Here is a 15,121-nt window from a genome sequence, read left to right as displayed (position 1 = left end):
ATGGCCGAAGGCGACAACAACAAGCGCCCGATCATCATCAAGAAGGTCGAGGAGGGGCATCACGGCCATCACGGCGGCGCGTGGAAGGTCGCCTATGCCGACTTCGTGACCGCGATGATGGCGTTCTTCCTGCTTTTGTGGCTGCTGGGCTCGACCACCGAGGAGCAGCGCAAGGGCATCGCCGACTACTTCAACCCGACGGTAGCCGTGTCCAGCGGCCCGAGCGGCGCCGGCGGCGTCCTGGGCGGCGTCAGCATCTCGGTGAAGGGCTCTTCGGCGGGGACCGGAACGCCCATGGGAATGGCCGGCATGCCCGTCGGTTCGGCGGCGGCCATCGGCGGCATGGAGGACAGCGAGGAGGAGAACGAGGAGACGGCGCAGCAGCCGGGGCGCGGGCCTGGGGACCATCAGGGTGACCGCGAGGATGAGGCGCGCGACCGCGCACCGGAGCGCCCCCTGTCCGCCGCCGAGCGCGCCGCCGCGATGCGGGCCGCCGACGCGGCCAAGGCGGCCGAGCGGGAAGAGGGTCCCGAGGCGGAGGAGCGCCGGTTCACGGCCGCGGGGAAGGCGCTGCGCGAGGCGCTGGGCTCGATCCCGGAACTGCAGGACATCGCCCAGAGCGTCGTCGTCGACCGCACGCCAGAGGGCCTGCGCATCCAGATCGTCGACCAAGCTAACTATTCCCTGTTCCCCAGCGGCGGCTCCATGATGGAGGCCCGGACCGCGCGGCTGCTGGAGCAGGTGACCCACGCGATCTCCTCCCTGCCCAACAAGGTCTCGATCCGCGGCCACACCGACGCGCGCCCCTTCGCTCAGGGATCCGGGCGAGACAACTGGGCCCTGTCCACCGAGCGCGCCAACGCCACCCGCATGGCGATGCAGGCGGCCGGCCTGAATCCCTCCCGCATCGCCAACGTGGTCGGCCTCGCCGATGTGGAGCCGTTCGTCGCGGGCGATCCCATGGCCCCGCAGAACCGCAGGATGTCCATCGTCCTGCTCACGGGCACGAAGGACTGAGGGACGCGAAGGGGAAGCGCCCGGCGGCCTGCCAGGGGCCGCCCATGTAGCGCCACAGCAGCAGCCCCTCGGCCCGCACCTGCCGCGGGCTGAATCCGGTGCGGAGCGCGGCCAGCAATGCCGCGGCCGCCTCGGGCGCGGCCTTGTTCTGGACCGTGACGTGCGGGCGGAAGGGCTGGCGGTCCTGGGCCCGGAGCCATCCCTGCCAGTGGCCGGCCAGATCCTTGCGCAGCGCCTGGAGCCCCGGCGACTCCAGCGTGAAGGCCACGCCTCGTCCCAGCGGCTGCAGTCCCGTGACCGCCATGGCGAAGGGCGCGAGCGCGCCCGCAACGCCCGCGAGGACGGCCGCGACCTCGGCCTCCGCCTGGCCAGGCAGGTGGTGAAAGAGCGTGAGATGCGCGGGGATCAGGTTTCGTTCCGGCGGGAAGTGAGCCCGGCGCAGCGCCTCGAACCAGGCCTGCGAGCCGGAGTCGAGCGCCAGGGTGACGATCAGCGGCGGTGCTTCCTCGGTGTCGGCGGTCATCGGCCCTCCGCCCCGGCGGCCAGCTAACCGCAATCATGCACCGGGGACACGCACCAAGGTGCGGTCCCGGCCCGGCACGGCAAGCCCCACGCGTCGGATGGGCCGACTATTCCGCCGGCTGGACGAGGGCGCCGGTCCTCCGCGCCGTCCGCTCCGCCAAGGCCTCGGCCGCCAGTCCCAGGACCCGGTCGGCGTTGCGGTCCCAGGTCAGGTCGCGCTCCTCGATGGTGCGGCGCGCGCCCGCGCCGAGCTGGGCCCGCAACTCCGGATCCTCGCACAGCCTTCGCAGCGCAGCGCCGAACCCCTCTGGCGCACTCGGCTCGAACAGCAGCGCGTCGCGCCCGTGCTTCAGGATCTCGCGGATGTTGCGCGTGTCGGGCGCCAGGATCGCACAGCCCAGGGCCATGTACTCGAACAGCTTCAGCGGCGAGGCATAGGGCGTGACGCCGGGCTGCAGCGCAATATCGAAGGCGGCGATGTGGTCGGCCACCACGTCGCGGCCGACGATGCCCGTGACGGTGACCCGGCCGGCGAGCCCGCGCCGCGCCGCCTCGGCCTCCAGCGGCGCCCTGCCCGGCCCGTCGCCGACCACCAGCAGATGCAGCGCCGCGTCCTGCTCCACTAAGTCCAGCGCCCGGTCGAGCGCGTGCCATGCGCGCAGGAAGCCGGTGAAGCCCAGCACCGTCCGGCCCTCCAGCCCCAGGCGGCGCTTCGCCTCGTCGCGCCCCGGAGCGCGGGCGAAGCGGGCGGGATCGATGCCGTTGGGGATCACGGCGATGCGGGCGTCGGGGACGCCCGCACGGCGCACGTAGTCCGCGAGCACGTCGGTCACCGGCAGGACCCGGTCGGCTCCGCGCCAAGCCGCGCGCTCGGTCCAGGCAGCCAGCCGGCGCAGCGCGAGACCGCCGGAATGCCGCGCCCGCTCCTCGCAGAGGGGGGCGTTCACCTCGGAGAGAAGGGGCACGCCTGCGCTCCGCGCCAGCCAGACGCCGGCCAGGGTGAAGAGGTTGTAGCGCTCGTAGACGAAGTCGGGCCGGAACTCGCGGAACGCGCGGCGCAGCCGCCGGTACGCGACGATGTTGTAGCCGAGCTCCAGAAGCTCGTAGACCGGCCGCGGCAGCAGCGCCTTCAGCCGGTCGACCCAGCCGGCGTCGGCGCCGAATTCGGCTTCCTCGATCTGCTCGGGACCCGTCACCATCACGGCGTGGCCCCGGCGCCGCAGGGCCGCGATCAGCTCGTCCATGTGCACGGACTGCCCGTCGCGCGAGGCGATGCGGTGATGGAAGAGGATGCGCATGCGTCCTGCCCTCCTCAGCCGATCGCGCGGGCGGCGCCGGACGCCGCCACGGCCCGCGTTCCTGCCGGCGACGCCCCAGGTGTATGGCCGGATACCCGTCCGGCATCGCCGGCCCAGTGCCGGCGCCATTCCTGGAACATCAGCACGGTCCACAGCGAGTACTGCCAATTGCGCGTGCCCGACAGATGCTCGGCCCAGCGGCGCCGGACGGGCGCGGCCTCGATGCCGGCATCGGCCAGGGCGGACGCCGAGAGCAGGTCCTCGGCCCAGTCCCGCAGCCCGCCGCGCAGCCAGTGCGAGATCGGGATCTCGAAGCCCTGCTTCGGCCGCTCCACCAGCGCGCGCGGGACGTAGCGGTCGAGAACGCGCTTGAGGATCCGCTTGCCTTCCCCGCCGGCATGCTTGAGCTCCGGAGGCAGGCGCCAGGCGAATTCCACGACCCGGTGATCGTCCAGCATCGGCGCCCGCGCCTCGAGCGAAACCGCCATGGTCGCGCGATCGACCTTCGCCAGGATGTCGTCGGTCAGGTAGGTCGTCACGTCCAGGAGCTGCAGCCGCTCGACGAGGTCGTCCAGCGCGCGGATGCCGCCGCCGCCGGTCCAAACCGCTTCGACCGGCTCGGTCGCGCCGGGTACCAGGTCGCCCGGGCGATCCCATTGGCTCAGTATCTGGCGATACACCAGCTCGGGCTCGGCGAGGTCGAGCACGGCCGCGATCTTGTGGGCGCGGTCGCCGGTCCGCTTGGGACGGAGGCCGCCCGGAAGTACGGCCGCCAGCCGGTCCCAGCCCTCGGGGCTGATCCCGCGCAGCGCGCCGGCGAGCCCGCGCCGGAGCCCCGCCGGCAGGACGCCCAGCCGGCCGCCGAGAACGCTTGCGAATCCGTAGCGAGGATAACCCGCGAACAGCTCGTCCCCACCGTCGCCGGAGAGCGCGACCGTCACCTGGCTGCGCGCCAGGTCGGCCACGAGGAGGGTCGCCACCTGCGAAAGGTCGGCGAAGGGTTCGTCGAACCATTCCGGCAGCCGCGGGACCAGCGCCAGCGCCTGCTCGGGCGAGACGTAGAGCGCCTCGTGATCGGTGCCGAGGTGCCGGGCCACGCGGGCGGCATGGGGCGCCTCGTCGAAGTCCTGTTCGGCGAAGCCGATGGAGAAGGTCTTCACCGGGCGGCTCGAGAGCTGCTGCATGATGCCGACGATCAGCGAGCTGTCGACGCCCCCCGACAGGAAGGCGCCGAGCGGCACGTCGGCCACCATGCGGCGCTTTACGGCGTCGCGCAGCAGGGTGTCCAGCGCCTCCACGGCTTCGGCCTCGCCGCCCCTGAAGCGCCGCTCGGCGCACGCCGCCGCGACGGTGGCGGCATCCCAGTAGGTCCGCGAGGTCGGGGTGCCGTCGGGCCCAAAGCTCAGGATCCGGCCCGGCTCCACCTGGGCGAGGCCGCGGTGAATCGAGCGCCTGCCCGGCAGGTAGGCGAAGCGCAGGAATCCCGCCAGCGAGTCGCGGTCGATCTCCGAGCGCCAGGCGGGATGCGGCCGCAGGGCCTTCGGCTGGGAGCCGAAGAGGATCGTATCGCCCATGCGGCCCCAGTAGAGCGGCTTGATCCCGAGCCGGTCCCGCACGAGGTGCAGCCGCCGCTCGAACCGGTCCCAAACCGCGATCGCGAACATGCCGTTGATGCGGCGCATGGCCTCCGGAACGCCCCAGGCCTCGCAGGCCTCGACGATCACCTCTGTGTCCGAATGGCCGCGGAAGCGGACGCCGCGGGCCTCCAGCGCGGGGCGGATCTCGTCGGCGTTGTAGATCTCGCCGTTATAGGCGATCACCGTGCGTCCGCTCGCCGAGACCATGGGCTGGTCGCCGGCCGGCGTCAGGTCGACGATGGCAAGGCGCCGGTGACCGAGCGCGACGCCGGAGGCCTCGTCGGCCCAGGCGCCTCCCCCATCGGGACCCCGGTGCAGCATGGCATCGGCCATGGCGCGGACGATCCGCAGCATCTCGGCGCGCGGACGCGCCCGCTTGAGATCGAGGAAACCGGTCAATCCGCACATGACTTGGCGAGCCCCACACCGTCTCGGGTCGATGCAACGCTAGCCGGGCTCGCGGCGGCGCGGCGCGGCGCATCGGGCGATCACCCGACCATCTTTGGAGGGAAACCACGTGGCATCGGGCTTGAAGCGGTAATCCGCATGGAGCCTTGCCGGCAGCGCCTCCACCCTCACGATGGTGGGACCGGCGCTGCATCCAAGGATCCCATGCGACAGGCCCTGAACACGCTCCCGCCCCGCGACCTGCCCACATCCGAGGCGCTGGCCGCCGACGCGCCCCGGCTCCGCGTCCTGTCGCTCAGCACTGTCTTTCCGAACCCCGGCGCGCCGCTGCACGGGCTCTTCGTTCAGGAGCGGCTGCGCCATCTGGCGGCACATGCCGACATCCGGGTCGTCGCGCCGGTCGCGCGCTTTCCCTGGCGCCCGCACAGCACCGTGACCGCCGAGCGGCGCGCGGGCCTGCCCGTCGCGCATCCGACCTTCCGCTACGTTCCCGGGATCCTGAAAGCCACCGACGGGTTTGCGCTCGCGATCTCGGCCCTGCCGACAGTGCGCCGCCTGATGCGCGAGACCGGCGGCTTCGACCTGATCGACGCCCATTTCGCCTATCCCGAGGGCTTCGCCGCGGCGCTGCTGGGGCGCTGGCTCGGACTTCCCGTGGTGATGACCGAGCGCGGGACCCTGCCCATGATCTGGGAGGATCCCTTGCGCGGACGCGCAGCCCGCTGGGGACTGCGCCAGGCCGACCGCGTCATCGCGGTGGCGGAGCCGCTCGCGGCGCTGGCGCGGGCCGCGGGCGTTCCGGGCGAGCGCGTATCGGTGATCGAGAACGGCGTCGACGCCGCCCGCTTCCACCCCCGGGACAAGGCCGAGGCGCGCCGCGCCGTCGGATGCGGTCATGCGGGGCCGCTGCTCGTCTCGGTCGGGCACTTGTCGCCGCGCAAGGGCTTCCACCGGGTGCTGGATGTCCTGCCGGAGCTGCTGCGCGACGTGCCGGACCTGGCCTTCGCGATCGTCGGCGGCCCGGGCAAGGAGGGCGACAACAGCGCGGACCTCGCGCGGCGGATCGCCGAGCGCGGCCTGGAGCGCCACGTGATCATGGCGGGGCCCCAGTCGCCCGAAGGCGTGGCGGACTGGCTGGCCGCCGCCGACGTCTTCGTCCTGGCGAGCGACCTCGAGGGCTGCCCCAACGTCGTGTGGGAGGCGATGGCCTGCGCGCGGCCCGTCGTGGCGAGCCGCGTCGGCCATGTCGGCCACATGGTCCCCGACTTCGCCGGCATCGTCTTCGGCGATGCCGAGGATCGCGCCGCCCTGCAAACCGCCCTCGCCCAGGCGCTGCAGCGCCCGTGGGATCCCGCACGGATCCGCGCCCATGCCGAGGCGCATACCTGGGAGGGCGTGGCAGAGCGCGTCCTGGCCCAGTGGCGCCTGGCTGCCGGGCTTTCTGCGGAGCGCCGCTAGGCCGGAGCGTCCCCGCCCCGCTCCTCCTCGCCGGAGAGGGAGCGGCGGAGGTGCTCGAGATCCGCGCGGAGGCGCTCCAGCGCCTCTGATTGTAGCCCGATGGCGCAGCCCATCATCGCGGGCACCGGCTCCGCGCGCGCCCTGAGCGCGCGGCCTGCTTCCGTCAGCCGGATGCGGACCCGGCGCTCGTCCGCGGGATCGCGCTCCCGGGTGACGAGTCCGCCCTCCTCCAGGCGCTTGAGCAGCGGCGTCAGCGTCGCGGAATCGAGCGAGAGCCTTTCGCCGATATCCTTCACCGAGCCGCCGTCCTCCTCCCAGAGCACGAGCATCACGAGGTATTGGGGGTAGGTCAGGCCAAGGGCGTTCAGGATCGGCTTGTAGCGGCGCGAGAAGGCGAGCCCCGCCGAATAGACCGCGAAGCAGAGCTGGCGGTCGAGGGCGAGCGCGCCCGCCGCGAGCCTGTCCCTGGCGATCTTGTCCGCTGCGGTGTTCTGCATTGAGGCCGGCCTGCTCCGAAAAGAAACCGGCAGCCTAGGCAAGGGGTCTCCCGCAGCCGAACGCGAAGACCGCATGACCGATATGCGCGCTATTTCTTTGCGTGCGATTTAATCGTGCGATACTCATCTCCATACACCAACGCCGCTCCGACGCGGCCAGACAAGGGAGCAACGACGATGGCGATCCTCTACACGACCAAGGCGAGCGCGACGGGCGGCCGCGAGGGCACGGCGGCCAGCGAGGACGGCCGGCTGCAGGTCCAGCTTTCCACGCCGAAGGAGCTCGGCGGCGGCGGCGGTACCGGCACCAACCCCGAGCAGCTCTTCGCGGCGGGCTATTCCGCCTGCTTCCTCGGCGCCCTGAAATACGTCGCCGGCCAGGAGAAGGTGAAGGTCCCCGCGGAAGCCTCGGTGACCGCGACCGTCGGCATCGGCCCGCGCGAGGACGGCACCGGCTTCGGCCTCGACGTGGCGCTCGCCGTCTCGCTGCCCGGCATCGACCGCGAGACGGCCGAGCGGCTTGCCGGCAAGGCCCATGTGGTCTGCCCGTACTCGCACGCCACCAAGGGTAGCCTCGACGTCCGCGTCTCGGTGATCTGACCGCATCCTGACCCCGACCGCGCGTCGTCGTCCCCGAGCCTCCGACGAGGCTCGGGGACGGCGCGCCACGCGCCGGCAGGGCCGTGGCGTTCACGCCGAGGTCGTGTTGATGCTGTCCTGCGTCCCCTGCGATCCCGGCTGCCGGGCGGTCGGGGGCTCTCCGGGCCTGTCGGCCGGGACCTTGTGGTTCGGATCCTGATTCGGGCTGGAGACATCCTGCTCGGTCTGGCTCCGGTCCTTCTCCGTGGTCATCGGCTGCGCTCCACTCGGCTGGGACCAGGTGAACCGGCATTTCCGGCACGGGTTCCGCGGATGGCCGCCGACGCGGACCTCAGATCGCGTCCAGCGGCGCGTTCAGCATGGTGCCGGGTACGATGATCCCGCCGCGCGCCCCCGGGACGACGGAGCCGAAGCGCTCGGCATAGGCCGGCGGCAGGGGCCGCGTTCCGGCGGCCAGCCAGAGTCGCAGCAGGTGCCTCTTGCGCTCGGGCTCCGGCCAGTCCTCGAAGTCCGTCCGGTCATGCAGCAGAACGTGATTGTTGACGAGCTGCACGTCGCCGGGCTCCAGCGCCATTGTGAAGTTGAGCGCCGGGTCGTCGGCCAGCGAGTCGAGGAGGTCCAGCGCCGCCGCGAGATCGGGCGTGATCCGCGGCGCATCGGGAAATCGCTGGGCGGAATCGACATACTGCCGCTGGTAGATCGCCGACAGGTGCCCCTGGTACCAGTTGAACACCGGGATCATGAAGTAGGGCCTCTGCCCCTCCGGCACCTCGCCGCGCCGGTCGGTCGCGATGGGCTCCAGCAGCAGCTTGAGAAGCTCCGGCCGCCTCCGCCGCATCTCGTTGAAGATCGTGACCGAGCTCACGAGCGCCGAGAGCCCTCCCGCCCGCGCCGTCTTCAGGCAAAGCAGGCCGACCACATCGCAGGAATCCGTGTGGAAGGTCTGGCGCTCGCGCGTCTGATAGATCCGCACGGCGGGATCCCTGGAGCTCAGCCCCAGGTCGCGGACATGGCCGAGGACGTGGCCCTTGGCGTTCTGGGACCGCGCGCTGCCGAGATGCGTTCCCAGCCCGAAGAAGGCGGCGGCCGCCTCGCGGATGGACCATCGCTCCACCGGCAGCCCCCGCAGCAGCGCGAAGCCCCGGCCGTCCAGCACCTCCTTCAGGACGGACAGGAGCCTCGGCCCGAGCGTCGGCAGCGGGAAGTCGTCCCGCGTCAGCGTCGCGATCTCCCGGCCGCTCTCGGCGATCCGCCTTGCGGCGGCGTCCAGCTCGGCGACCTCGCTGGGCTCCAGCGGGATGATCCAGTCGCGCGAGCGCGCCATGTCGGGCCCGTACCAAGCCGAGGGGCCTGTGATCTCGGGCGGCAGCCCGTCGGTCCTCGCGGCGTCGTCCGGCATCTCGCTCCTCCCCAGTGCTTGTCGAGGGGGCGCACTCTATCACCGGATGGCTGCGTCGCCAGATGGCTGCACGGCCGCTCAGTCGGCGCGGCTGCGCTGACGCACGATCTTATGGAGCTTGCGCAGCAGCACCTCCAGCGCGCGGCGATCCTCGGGGGCGAGGCCGTCCAGCAGCCCGGCCTCCACCTCCATGTCGGCGCGGAAGGCGGCCTCGACGATCTGCCGCCCCTGCGCGGTAAGGCGGACGGCGAGGCTGCGGCGGTCCTCGGCCGAGGGCTCGCGCGCGACGAGCCCCGCCTCCTCGAGACGGCGGAGCCGATGCGTGAGCCCACCGGAGGAGATCATCAGCAGATCGTAAAGCCGCGTCGGCGTCAGCGTGAACGGGGGGCCGGAGCGCCGCAGGGCCGCCAGCACGTCGAACTCGCCGCCGTCTATCCCGAACCGCGCGAAGTTCGCCTCGATGACGGGGCGAGCCAGGCGCGTGATGCGGTAGGCGCGCCCGAGCAGGGCCATGGGTTCGGTGTCCAGCCCCGGCATCTCCCGCGCCCACTGGGCGCGCAGCTCGTCGACATGGTCCGGCTCGGCATCGCCTGCGGACTGGGTCGCGTCCTTCGGCACCATCGGGTCCGCCTCCTCGGCATTCCGTGATAGCCCGGATCCGGCTTGACGCAAAGCGGCGAACGGATATCTTTGCACAAAGATATTCCGGAGATGATCGACATGGCGGAGTGCCTCCTCCTCGATCCCGCCAGCAGGCAGACGGAGTCCAGGCGGCTGGAGCCGCTGCTGCTGCTGCTCGCCGTGGGCGGCCTGATCGGCGCCACGTTTCCGGCGGCCAAGCTCGCCGCCGCGGCAGGCGTCGCGCCGCTGGGCTGGGCGTACGGGATGTTGCTGGGCGCCGGGGCTACTCTGTCGGCCCTCTCCCTCGCCACGGGGGCGCCGCGTCCGCGGACAGGACGTCTCCTGCGCTACTCGGCGGCCTCCGGCCTGCTCACCATGGCGCTGCCCAACATGATCCTCTTCGCGGCGGTGCCGCGCCTCGGCGCCGGCTTGGCGTCGGTCGTCTACACGCTGCCGCCGCTCCTGACCCTGCTGATGGCCGCAGCGATTGGGCTGGAGCGGCCGGGCCCCCGACGGCTCCTTGGGATCGGCATCGGCTTCGCGGGTGCGGCGCTGATCGTCCTGCCGCGAGGCGCGCTGCCCTCCCCGGACCTCCTGGGCTGGATGGCGCTCGCCCTCGCCATTCCGGTGTCGGTCGCCGCGGGCAACGTGTACCGGACCCTGCGCTGGCCGGCGGGATCGAGCCCGCTGACCCTGGCCGCCGGAACCATGCTCGCGGGCGCCGCATGGGTCGCCGTGGCGGCGCTCGCCGGCGGTTGGCCGCCCCTGGTCCTTGGCTCGGCGCTTGCGACGCCATGGCTGCTGGCGGCGCAGGTCGCGGCATCGACGCTCCAGGCGGTGCTCTTCTTCCGGCTGCAGAGCGTGGCCGGGCCCGTCTATCTCAGCCAGATCGGCTACGTCGCGACCGCCTGCGGCCTTGCTTCCGGCGCGCTCGCCTTCGGCGAGACCTACTCTCCCTGGGTCTGGGCCGGGGCTGCGGTGATCGCCGCAGGAGTCATGATCGTCAACGGACGGGCTCGGTCGACCCGGCGACCGAGCCCGTCCGCAATGCCGGCGCAAGGTGCTCGACCAGCGCCCTGACCCGCGGCAGGTCGCGGCAATCGGCGTGCACGCCGAGGTACAGCGTCCTCCCCGGAGCCGGCGGGGAAGGCACCCGCACGAGGCCCCGGGCGCCTTCGGCCAGCACGGTCGGCAGGACGGCGAGGCCGGCTCCGGCCTCCGCCGCGGTGGCCATCGCACCGCGGTCGTTGCACCGGAACGCGATCGTTGCCTCGCGCGCCAAGGCGGTCAGCCACACGGTGTCCGCCGCCGCCGCCAGCCCCTCGTTCAGGAGGACCAGCGCGTGCCCCGGCGCGCCCTTTGCGAAGTCGGGCACTCCGTGCCGGTCGAGATAGGATGGCGCCGCATAGAGCGCGTAGGCGATGTCGAGCAGCTTGCGCTGGACGACCTCCTGCTGCTCGAAGGGGACGAGGCGGAATGCGATGTCCGCCTCTCGGCGCGCCAGGCTGTAGGCCCGCGGATCGGTCACCAGCTCCACCGTGACGCGCCGCTGCACGCGACAGAACTCCGCGATCAGCGGCGCCAGGAACATACGGCCGATCCAGTCCGGGCTGGTCGCGCGCACGAATCCGGCGACGCCGACATCGCGCCCGGCGTTCCCGCGCTCGATCGCCAGCGCCTCGGCCTCCATGCGCTCGGCCGATTCCAGGACGGCGCGCCCGGCGGCGGTCGGCACGTGCCCCGAGGGAAGCCGGTCGAAAAGCCGCGTGCCAAGGCGGGATTCCAGCTCGGCCAGGCGCCGTCCCATGGTCGGTTGGCTGACGCCGAGCGCCCGGGCACCGGCTGAAAGGCTGCCGTGCCGCGCGACGGCCAGGAAGCTTCGCACGTCGTCCCAATCGATCATGTAGAGAACCCCGCGATGACAGCCCGGCCCCATTCAGAATTGTAGAGGACATCTACGCCACCGGTGAATGGGCCACGGAAAGCCGCGGGCATAACTTCGATGCCTGATCCCGGGACGCATGCCGTCCCGCCGGGAATACCGCACCAGCAAAGCCACACCAGGAAGGACCGTGACATGAAGGCCATCGGCTTCACCCAGAACCTGCCCGCCGAGGACGCGGGCAGCCTCATCGACTTCGAGACCCCGACGCCGACGCCCGGCGCCCGCGACCTGCTGGTCCGGATCGAGGCGATCTCCGTGAACCCCGTCGACACCAAGGTCCGCAAGAGCCGCAAGCCGGAATCTCCCGAGACACCGGTGATCCTCGGCTGGGACGCGGCGGGCGTCGTCGAGGCGGCCGGTCCGGAGACGAGCCTCTTCCGCCCCGGCGACGAGGTCTTCTTCGCGGGTGACCTGACCCGTCCCGGCACCAATGCCGAGTTCACCTTGGTCGACGAGCGCATCGTTGGCCGCAAGCCGCGCAGCCTGTCCTTCGCGGACGCGGCCGCGCTGCCGCTGACCTCCATCACCGCCTGGGAATCGCTGTTCGACCGGTTCCGCATCCCCGTCGGCAAGTCCCGGACCGGCGATGCGATCCTGATCCTCGGCGCGGCAGGCGGCGTCGGCTCCATCGCCGTGCAGCTCGCCCGGCGCCTGACCGGGTTGACCGTGATCGGCACCGCGTCGCGTCCGGAGTCGCAGGCCTGGGTGCGCGAGCGCGGCGCCCATCACGTGATCGACCATTCGGCTTCCGTGCCCGAGCAGCTCGCCGCGATCGGGCACCCGGCTGTGCGCTATGTCCTGTCGCTGACCCATACGGACCGGCACTGGGACGCGATCGTCGAGAGCGTGGCGCCGCAGGGAGCGATCTGCTTCATCGACGATCCCGCGGGCCTGGACGTGATGCGCCTGAAGCGCAAGGCCGTCGCCCTGCACACCGAGCTGATGTTCACGCGCCCGATGTTCCAGACGCCCGACATGATCCAGCAGCACCATCTGCTGAACGAGGTTGCCGACCTCGTGGACGAGGGCCTGCTGCGCACCACGGCCGGGCAGATGATGGGACGGATCGACGCAGCCACGCTGCGCCGGGCCCATGCCGCCATCGAGAGCGGCCGTTCCATCGGAAAGATCGTGCTGGCCGGATTCTGACGGTCCGCGCGGGATCCGGATCGCGACGCCCCGCCGGCCAGGCCGCACCTGGCCGGCGGAGGTAGGTCGAGCGGCTTATCTGCGGGGCGAACAATCCGCTTGCCGCGAAAACTGATATATTAGTATATCTCCGCGAGCCCGAACCGGGCGGCACCGGCACAGGCTCGCAGATGAAACCCGAAGGCGCCAGACGAGATTTCCGCGACGGCGGACCGCGGTCGGCCTCCGTACCTGCCGCCCCCGCGCACCGCGGAGGCAAGCGCTCGGACACCGCCGCCTCGATCATCTACCGCGAGCTGCGGCGCGGGATCGCGTCGCTGCGCATGAAGCCTGGCGAGGCGATCTCCGAGAAGGAGATCGCCCAGACCTTCGGCGTGAGCCGGACCCCCGTGCGCGAGGCGCTTCTGCGCCTGGCCGACGAAGGGCTGGTCGAGATCTTCCCGCAGTCCGGCACCTTCGTCTCGCGCATTCCGGTCGATTCGCTTCCCGAGGCCATCGTGATCCGCAAGGCGCTCGAGGAGGCGGCGGTCCGCTACGCCGCGCAGCGGGCGACTCCGCGGCAGATCCAGAGGCTGCACGCGAACCTCCTCCTGCAGGAGGAGGCGGCCACCGCGAACGACCACGAAGCCTTCCACGAGGCTGACGAAGCCTTTCACGAGATGATCGCCGAGACGGCGGGCTATCCCGGCTTTTGGACGCTGAGCCAGCAGCTCAAGGTCCAGGTTGACCGCTACCGGCTGCTGACCCTGCCCGTCCCGGGCCGGATCCCGACGGTGATCGCGGAGCACCGGGCGATTCTGCAGGCCATCGAGGATCACGATCCTGAGACCGCGGCGCGCAGCATCGCCTTCCACCTCGACTCCCTGAGCGCGCGAATTGGCGACGCCCAGGAGGCGAATCCCTTCTACTTCACCGGCGCTATGGCGCCGACGGAGCTGGACGCACGATGAAGATCGAGATCCGCCACACCTCGCACCCAGACGCGGTGCGCGGCTTCGATACCGATGCCCTGCGCCGGCACTTCCTGGTGCCCGCGCTGTTCGAGGCCGACGACATCCTCCTGACCTACACCCATGTCGACCGCTTCATCGTGGGCGGCGCCATGCCGGTGAAGGGAGCCCTTCGGCTGGAGGCCTCCAAGGAAATCGGCACCAAGACCTTCCTGGAGCGGCGCGAGCTCGGCATCGTCAATGTCGGCGGCGCCGGCCGGGTCCGGGTCGACGGCACGATCTTCGAGCTGGCCTCGCGCGACTGCCTTTACGTCGCCATGGGCAGCACGGACGTCTCCTTCGAGAGCGCCGACGCCCAGGCGCCCGCCAAGTTCTACCTCTGCAGCACGCCGGCCCATGCTCGCTACGAGACGCGGCTGATCTCGATCGCCCAGGCCAAGGCCGTGCATCTGGGCGACCCCGCCCAGTCGAATCAGCGCACGATCTACCAGATGATCCATCCGGACGTGCTGCCGACGGCCCAGCTCCTCCTCGGCCTGACCGAGCTGAAGCCGAACAACATGTGGAACACCATGCCGTGCCACACCCATGACCGGCGCAGCGAGGTCTACTTCTACTTCAACCTGCCCGAGCAGGCCCGCGTGGTGCATCTGATGGGCGAGCCCGAGGAGACGCGCCACCTGTTCGTCGCCAACGAGCAGGCCGTGCTGTCGCCGAGCTGGTCGATCCACAGCGGCGTCGGCACCAGCAACTACACCTTCATCTGGGCCATGGCCGGCGACAACCAGGACTTCACGGACATGGACATGGTGCCGATGGACGGGCTCCGGTGAGCGCCACTGCTGCATCGGGGAGGAACCCCTTCGACCTCGGCGGGCTGACCGCCATCGTGACGGGGGCGAACACCGGCCTCGGGCAGGCGATCGCGGTGGCGCTCGCCGAGGCCGGCTCGGCAGTGGCGGGCATCGCACGCTCGTCGCTGGACGAGACCGCCGCGCTGGTCGAGCGCACGGGCAGCCCGTTCCTCGCGATCCAGGCCGACCTGTCGACCATCGAGCCCGTCGAGCGCATCGTCGAGGCGGCTCAGGCCTGGCGCGGCTCGGTGGACGTGCTCGTCAACAACGCCGGGATCATCCGGCGTGCCGATTCCCTCGACTACACCGAGGCCGACTGGGACGCCGTAATGGACGTCAACCTGAAGTCGGCCTTCTTCCTGGCGCAGGCGGCCGCGCGGCGGTTCGTCGCTTCGGGCCGCGGCGGCAAGATCATCAACATCGCCTCCATGCTGTCCTTCCAGGGCGGCATCCGCGTCCCGGCCTATACGGCCAGCAAGAGCGGCATCGCGGGGATCACGCGCCTTCTCGCCTGTGAATGGGCGCAGAAGGGCATCAACGTCAACGCGATCGCACCGGGCTATTTCGCGACCAACAACACCGAGGCACTGCGCGACGATCCCAAGCGCAGTGCCGAGATCCTGGGCCGCATTCCCGCCGGGCGCTGGGGCCAGCCCTCCGATCTCGGCGGGGCCGCGGTGTTCCTGGCTTCCGCCGCGTCAGACTATGTTCATGGCGTTGTGCTGCCGGTCGACGGCGGCTGGCTCGCCCGTTAGAGGAGAACGAG

Annotated in this window: 16 protein-coding genes; 8 read left to right on the top strand and 8 right to left on the bottom strand. The window is 71.4% G+C overall.

Features of this window, described 5'->3' with window-relative positions; translation table 11 throughout:
- Window positions 1-1,017 carry a flagellar motor protein MotB gene (locus JUB13_RS12580; RefSeq protein ID WP_207479329.1) on the top strand — a complete coding sequence of 339 codons (1,017 nt, stop codon included), beginning with the start codon at window positions 1-3 and terminating at the stop codon, window positions 1,015-1,017.
- Here the strand turns inward: JUB13_RS12580 and JUB13_RS12575 are convergent.
- From JUB13_RS12575 to asnB, 3 genes are all read right to left on the bottom strand, one after another.
- The gene (locus JUB13_RS12575) at window positions 998-1,540 is read right to left on the bottom strand and encodes a 2'-5' RNA ligase family protein (protein WP_207479326.1); all 543 of its coding nucleotides are present in this window, start codon (window positions 1,538-1,540) and stop codon (window positions 998-1,000) included. The two genes, JUB13_RS12580 and JUB13_RS12575, sit on opposite strands and share 20 nt — an antisense overlap.
- Before the next feature lie 106 nt (window positions 1,541-1,646).
- Window positions 1,647-2,837: a glycosyltransferase family 4 protein gene (locus tag JUB13_RS12570; protein WP_207479323.1), complete on the bottom strand. Its 1,191-nt coding sequence runs from the start codon at window positions 2,835-2,837 to the stop codon at window positions 1,647-1,649.
- Between the two features lie 14 nt (window positions 2,838-2,851).
- Complete coding sequence (gene asnB, locus JUB13_RS12565; protein ID WP_207479321.1) at window positions 2,852-4,882, bottom strand: asparagine synthase (glutamine-hydrolyzing); 2,031 nt, start codon at window positions 4,880-4,882, stop codon at window positions 2,852-2,854.
- A 204-nt stretch (window positions 4,883-5,086) separates the two neighbouring features.
- Here asnB and JUB13_RS12560 point away from each other — a divergent pair, with 204 nt between their 5' ends.
- Window positions 5,087-6,340: a glycosyltransferase gene (locus JUB13_RS12560; RefSeq protein WP_207479318.1), complete on the top strand. Its 1,254-nt coding sequence runs from the start codon at window positions 5,087-5,089 to the stop codon at window positions 6,338-6,340.
- Here the strand turns inward: JUB13_RS12560 and JUB13_RS12555 are convergent.
- Window positions 6,337-6,837 carry a MarR family winged helix-turn-helix transcriptional regulator gene (locus JUB13_RS12555; RefSeq protein ID WP_207479316.1) on the bottom strand — a complete coding sequence of 167 codons (501 nt, stop codon included), beginning with the start codon at window positions 6,835-6,837 and terminating at the stop codon, window positions 6,337-6,339. The genes JUB13_RS12560 and JUB13_RS12555 overlap by 4 nt on opposite strands.
- Before the next feature lie 177 nt (window positions 6,838-7,014).
- Between JUB13_RS12555 and JUB13_RS12550 the strand changes: the two genes are divergently transcribed.
- Window positions 7,015-7,437, top strand: coding sequence for an organic hydroperoxide resistance protein (locus JUB13_RS12550; RefSeq protein ID WP_207479313.1), 423 nt, complete (start codon window positions 7,015-7,017; stop codon window positions 7,435-7,437).
- A 90-nt stretch (window positions 7,438-7,527) separates the two neighbouring features.
- On the opposite strand, the gene JUB13_RS12545 is transcribed toward JUB13_RS12550, so the two are convergent.
- The 3 genes from JUB13_RS12545 to JUB13_RS12535 all read right to left on the bottom strand — a co-directional run bounded on the left by JUB13_RS12545 (window position 7,528) and on the right by JUB13_RS12535 (window position 9,457).
- Window positions 7,528-7,689 (bottom strand): hypothetical protein, encoded by a 162-nt coding sequence (locus JUB13_RS12545; RefSeq protein ID WP_207479312.1) that lies wholly within the window; start codon window positions 7,687-7,689, stop codon window positions 7,528-7,530.
- Between the two features lie 79 nt (window positions 7,690-7,768).
- Window positions 7,769-8,836, bottom strand: a complete 1,068-nt coding sequence (locus JUB13_RS12540; RefSeq protein ID WP_207479309.1) for a TauD/TfdA family dioxygenase — start codon at window positions 8,834-8,836, stop codon at window positions 7,769-7,771.
- A gap of 78 nt (window positions 8,837-8,914) precedes the next feature.
- Complete coding sequence (locus JUB13_RS12535) at window positions 8,915-9,457, bottom strand: MarR family winged helix-turn-helix transcriptional regulator (RefSeq protein WP_207479306.1); 543 nt, start codon at window positions 9,455-9,457, stop codon at window positions 8,915-8,917.
- Between the two features lie 99 nt (window positions 9,458-9,556).
- Between JUB13_RS12535 and JUB13_RS12530 the strand changes: the two genes are divergently transcribed.
- Complete coding sequence (locus JUB13_RS12530) at window positions 9,557-10,537, top strand: DMT family transporter (RefSeq protein WP_207479303.1); 981 nt, start codon at window positions 9,557-9,559, stop codon at window positions 10,535-10,537.
- Here JUB13_RS12530 and JUB13_RS12525 read toward each other — a convergent pair.
- Complete coding sequence (locus JUB13_RS12525; protein WP_207479301.1) at window positions 10,461-11,360, bottom strand: LysR family transcriptional regulator; 900 nt, start codon at window positions 11,358-11,360, stop codon at window positions 10,461-10,463. The genes JUB13_RS12530 and JUB13_RS12525 overlap by 77 nt on opposite strands.
- Before the next feature lie 174 nt (window positions 11,361-11,534).
- Between JUB13_RS12525 and JUB13_RS12520 the strand changes: the two genes are divergently transcribed.
- From JUB13_RS12520 to kduD, 4 genes are all read left to right on the top strand, one after another.
- Complete coding sequence (locus JUB13_RS12520) at window positions 11,535-12,551, top strand: zinc-binding alcohol dehydrogenase family protein (protein WP_207479298.1); 1,017 nt, start codon at window positions 11,535-11,537, stop codon at window positions 12,549-12,551.
- A gap of 170 nt (window positions 12,552-12,721) precedes the next feature.
- Window positions 12,722-13,501, top strand: a complete 780-nt coding sequence (locus tag JUB13_RS12515) for a GntR family transcriptional regulator (RefSeq protein ID WP_207479295.1) — start codon at window positions 12,722-12,724, stop codon at window positions 13,499-13,501.
- Window positions 13,498-14,334: a 5-dehydro-4-deoxy-D-glucuronate isomerase gene (gene kduI / locus JUB13_RS12510; RefSeq protein ID WP_207479292.1), complete on the top strand. Its 837-nt coding sequence runs from the start codon at window positions 13,498-13,500 to the stop codon at window positions 14,332-14,334. The genes JUB13_RS12515 and kduI overlap by 4 nt, the downstream gene beginning before the upstream one ends.
- The gene (gene kduD, locus JUB13_RS12505; protein WP_328702929.1) at window positions 14,331-15,110 is read left to right on the top strand and encodes a 2-dehydro-3-deoxy-D-gluconate 5-dehydrogenase KduD; all 780 of its coding nucleotides are present in this window, start codon (window positions 14,331-14,333) and stop codon (window positions 15,108-15,110) included. Before kduI ends, kduD begins: the two co-directional genes overlap by 4 nt.
- Window positions 15,111-15,121: the final 11 nt, after the last annotated feature.

The organism is Arenibaculum pallidiluteum, from assembly GCF_017355985.1.
GTDB classification, from domain to species: domain Bacteria; phylum Pseudomonadota; class Alphaproteobacteria; order Azospirillales; family Azospirillaceae; genus Arenibaculum; species Arenibaculum pallidiluteum.
The sequence above is the reverse complement of the archived record's forward strand: the minus strand, read 5'-3'. Positions and strand labels throughout refer to the sequence as shown.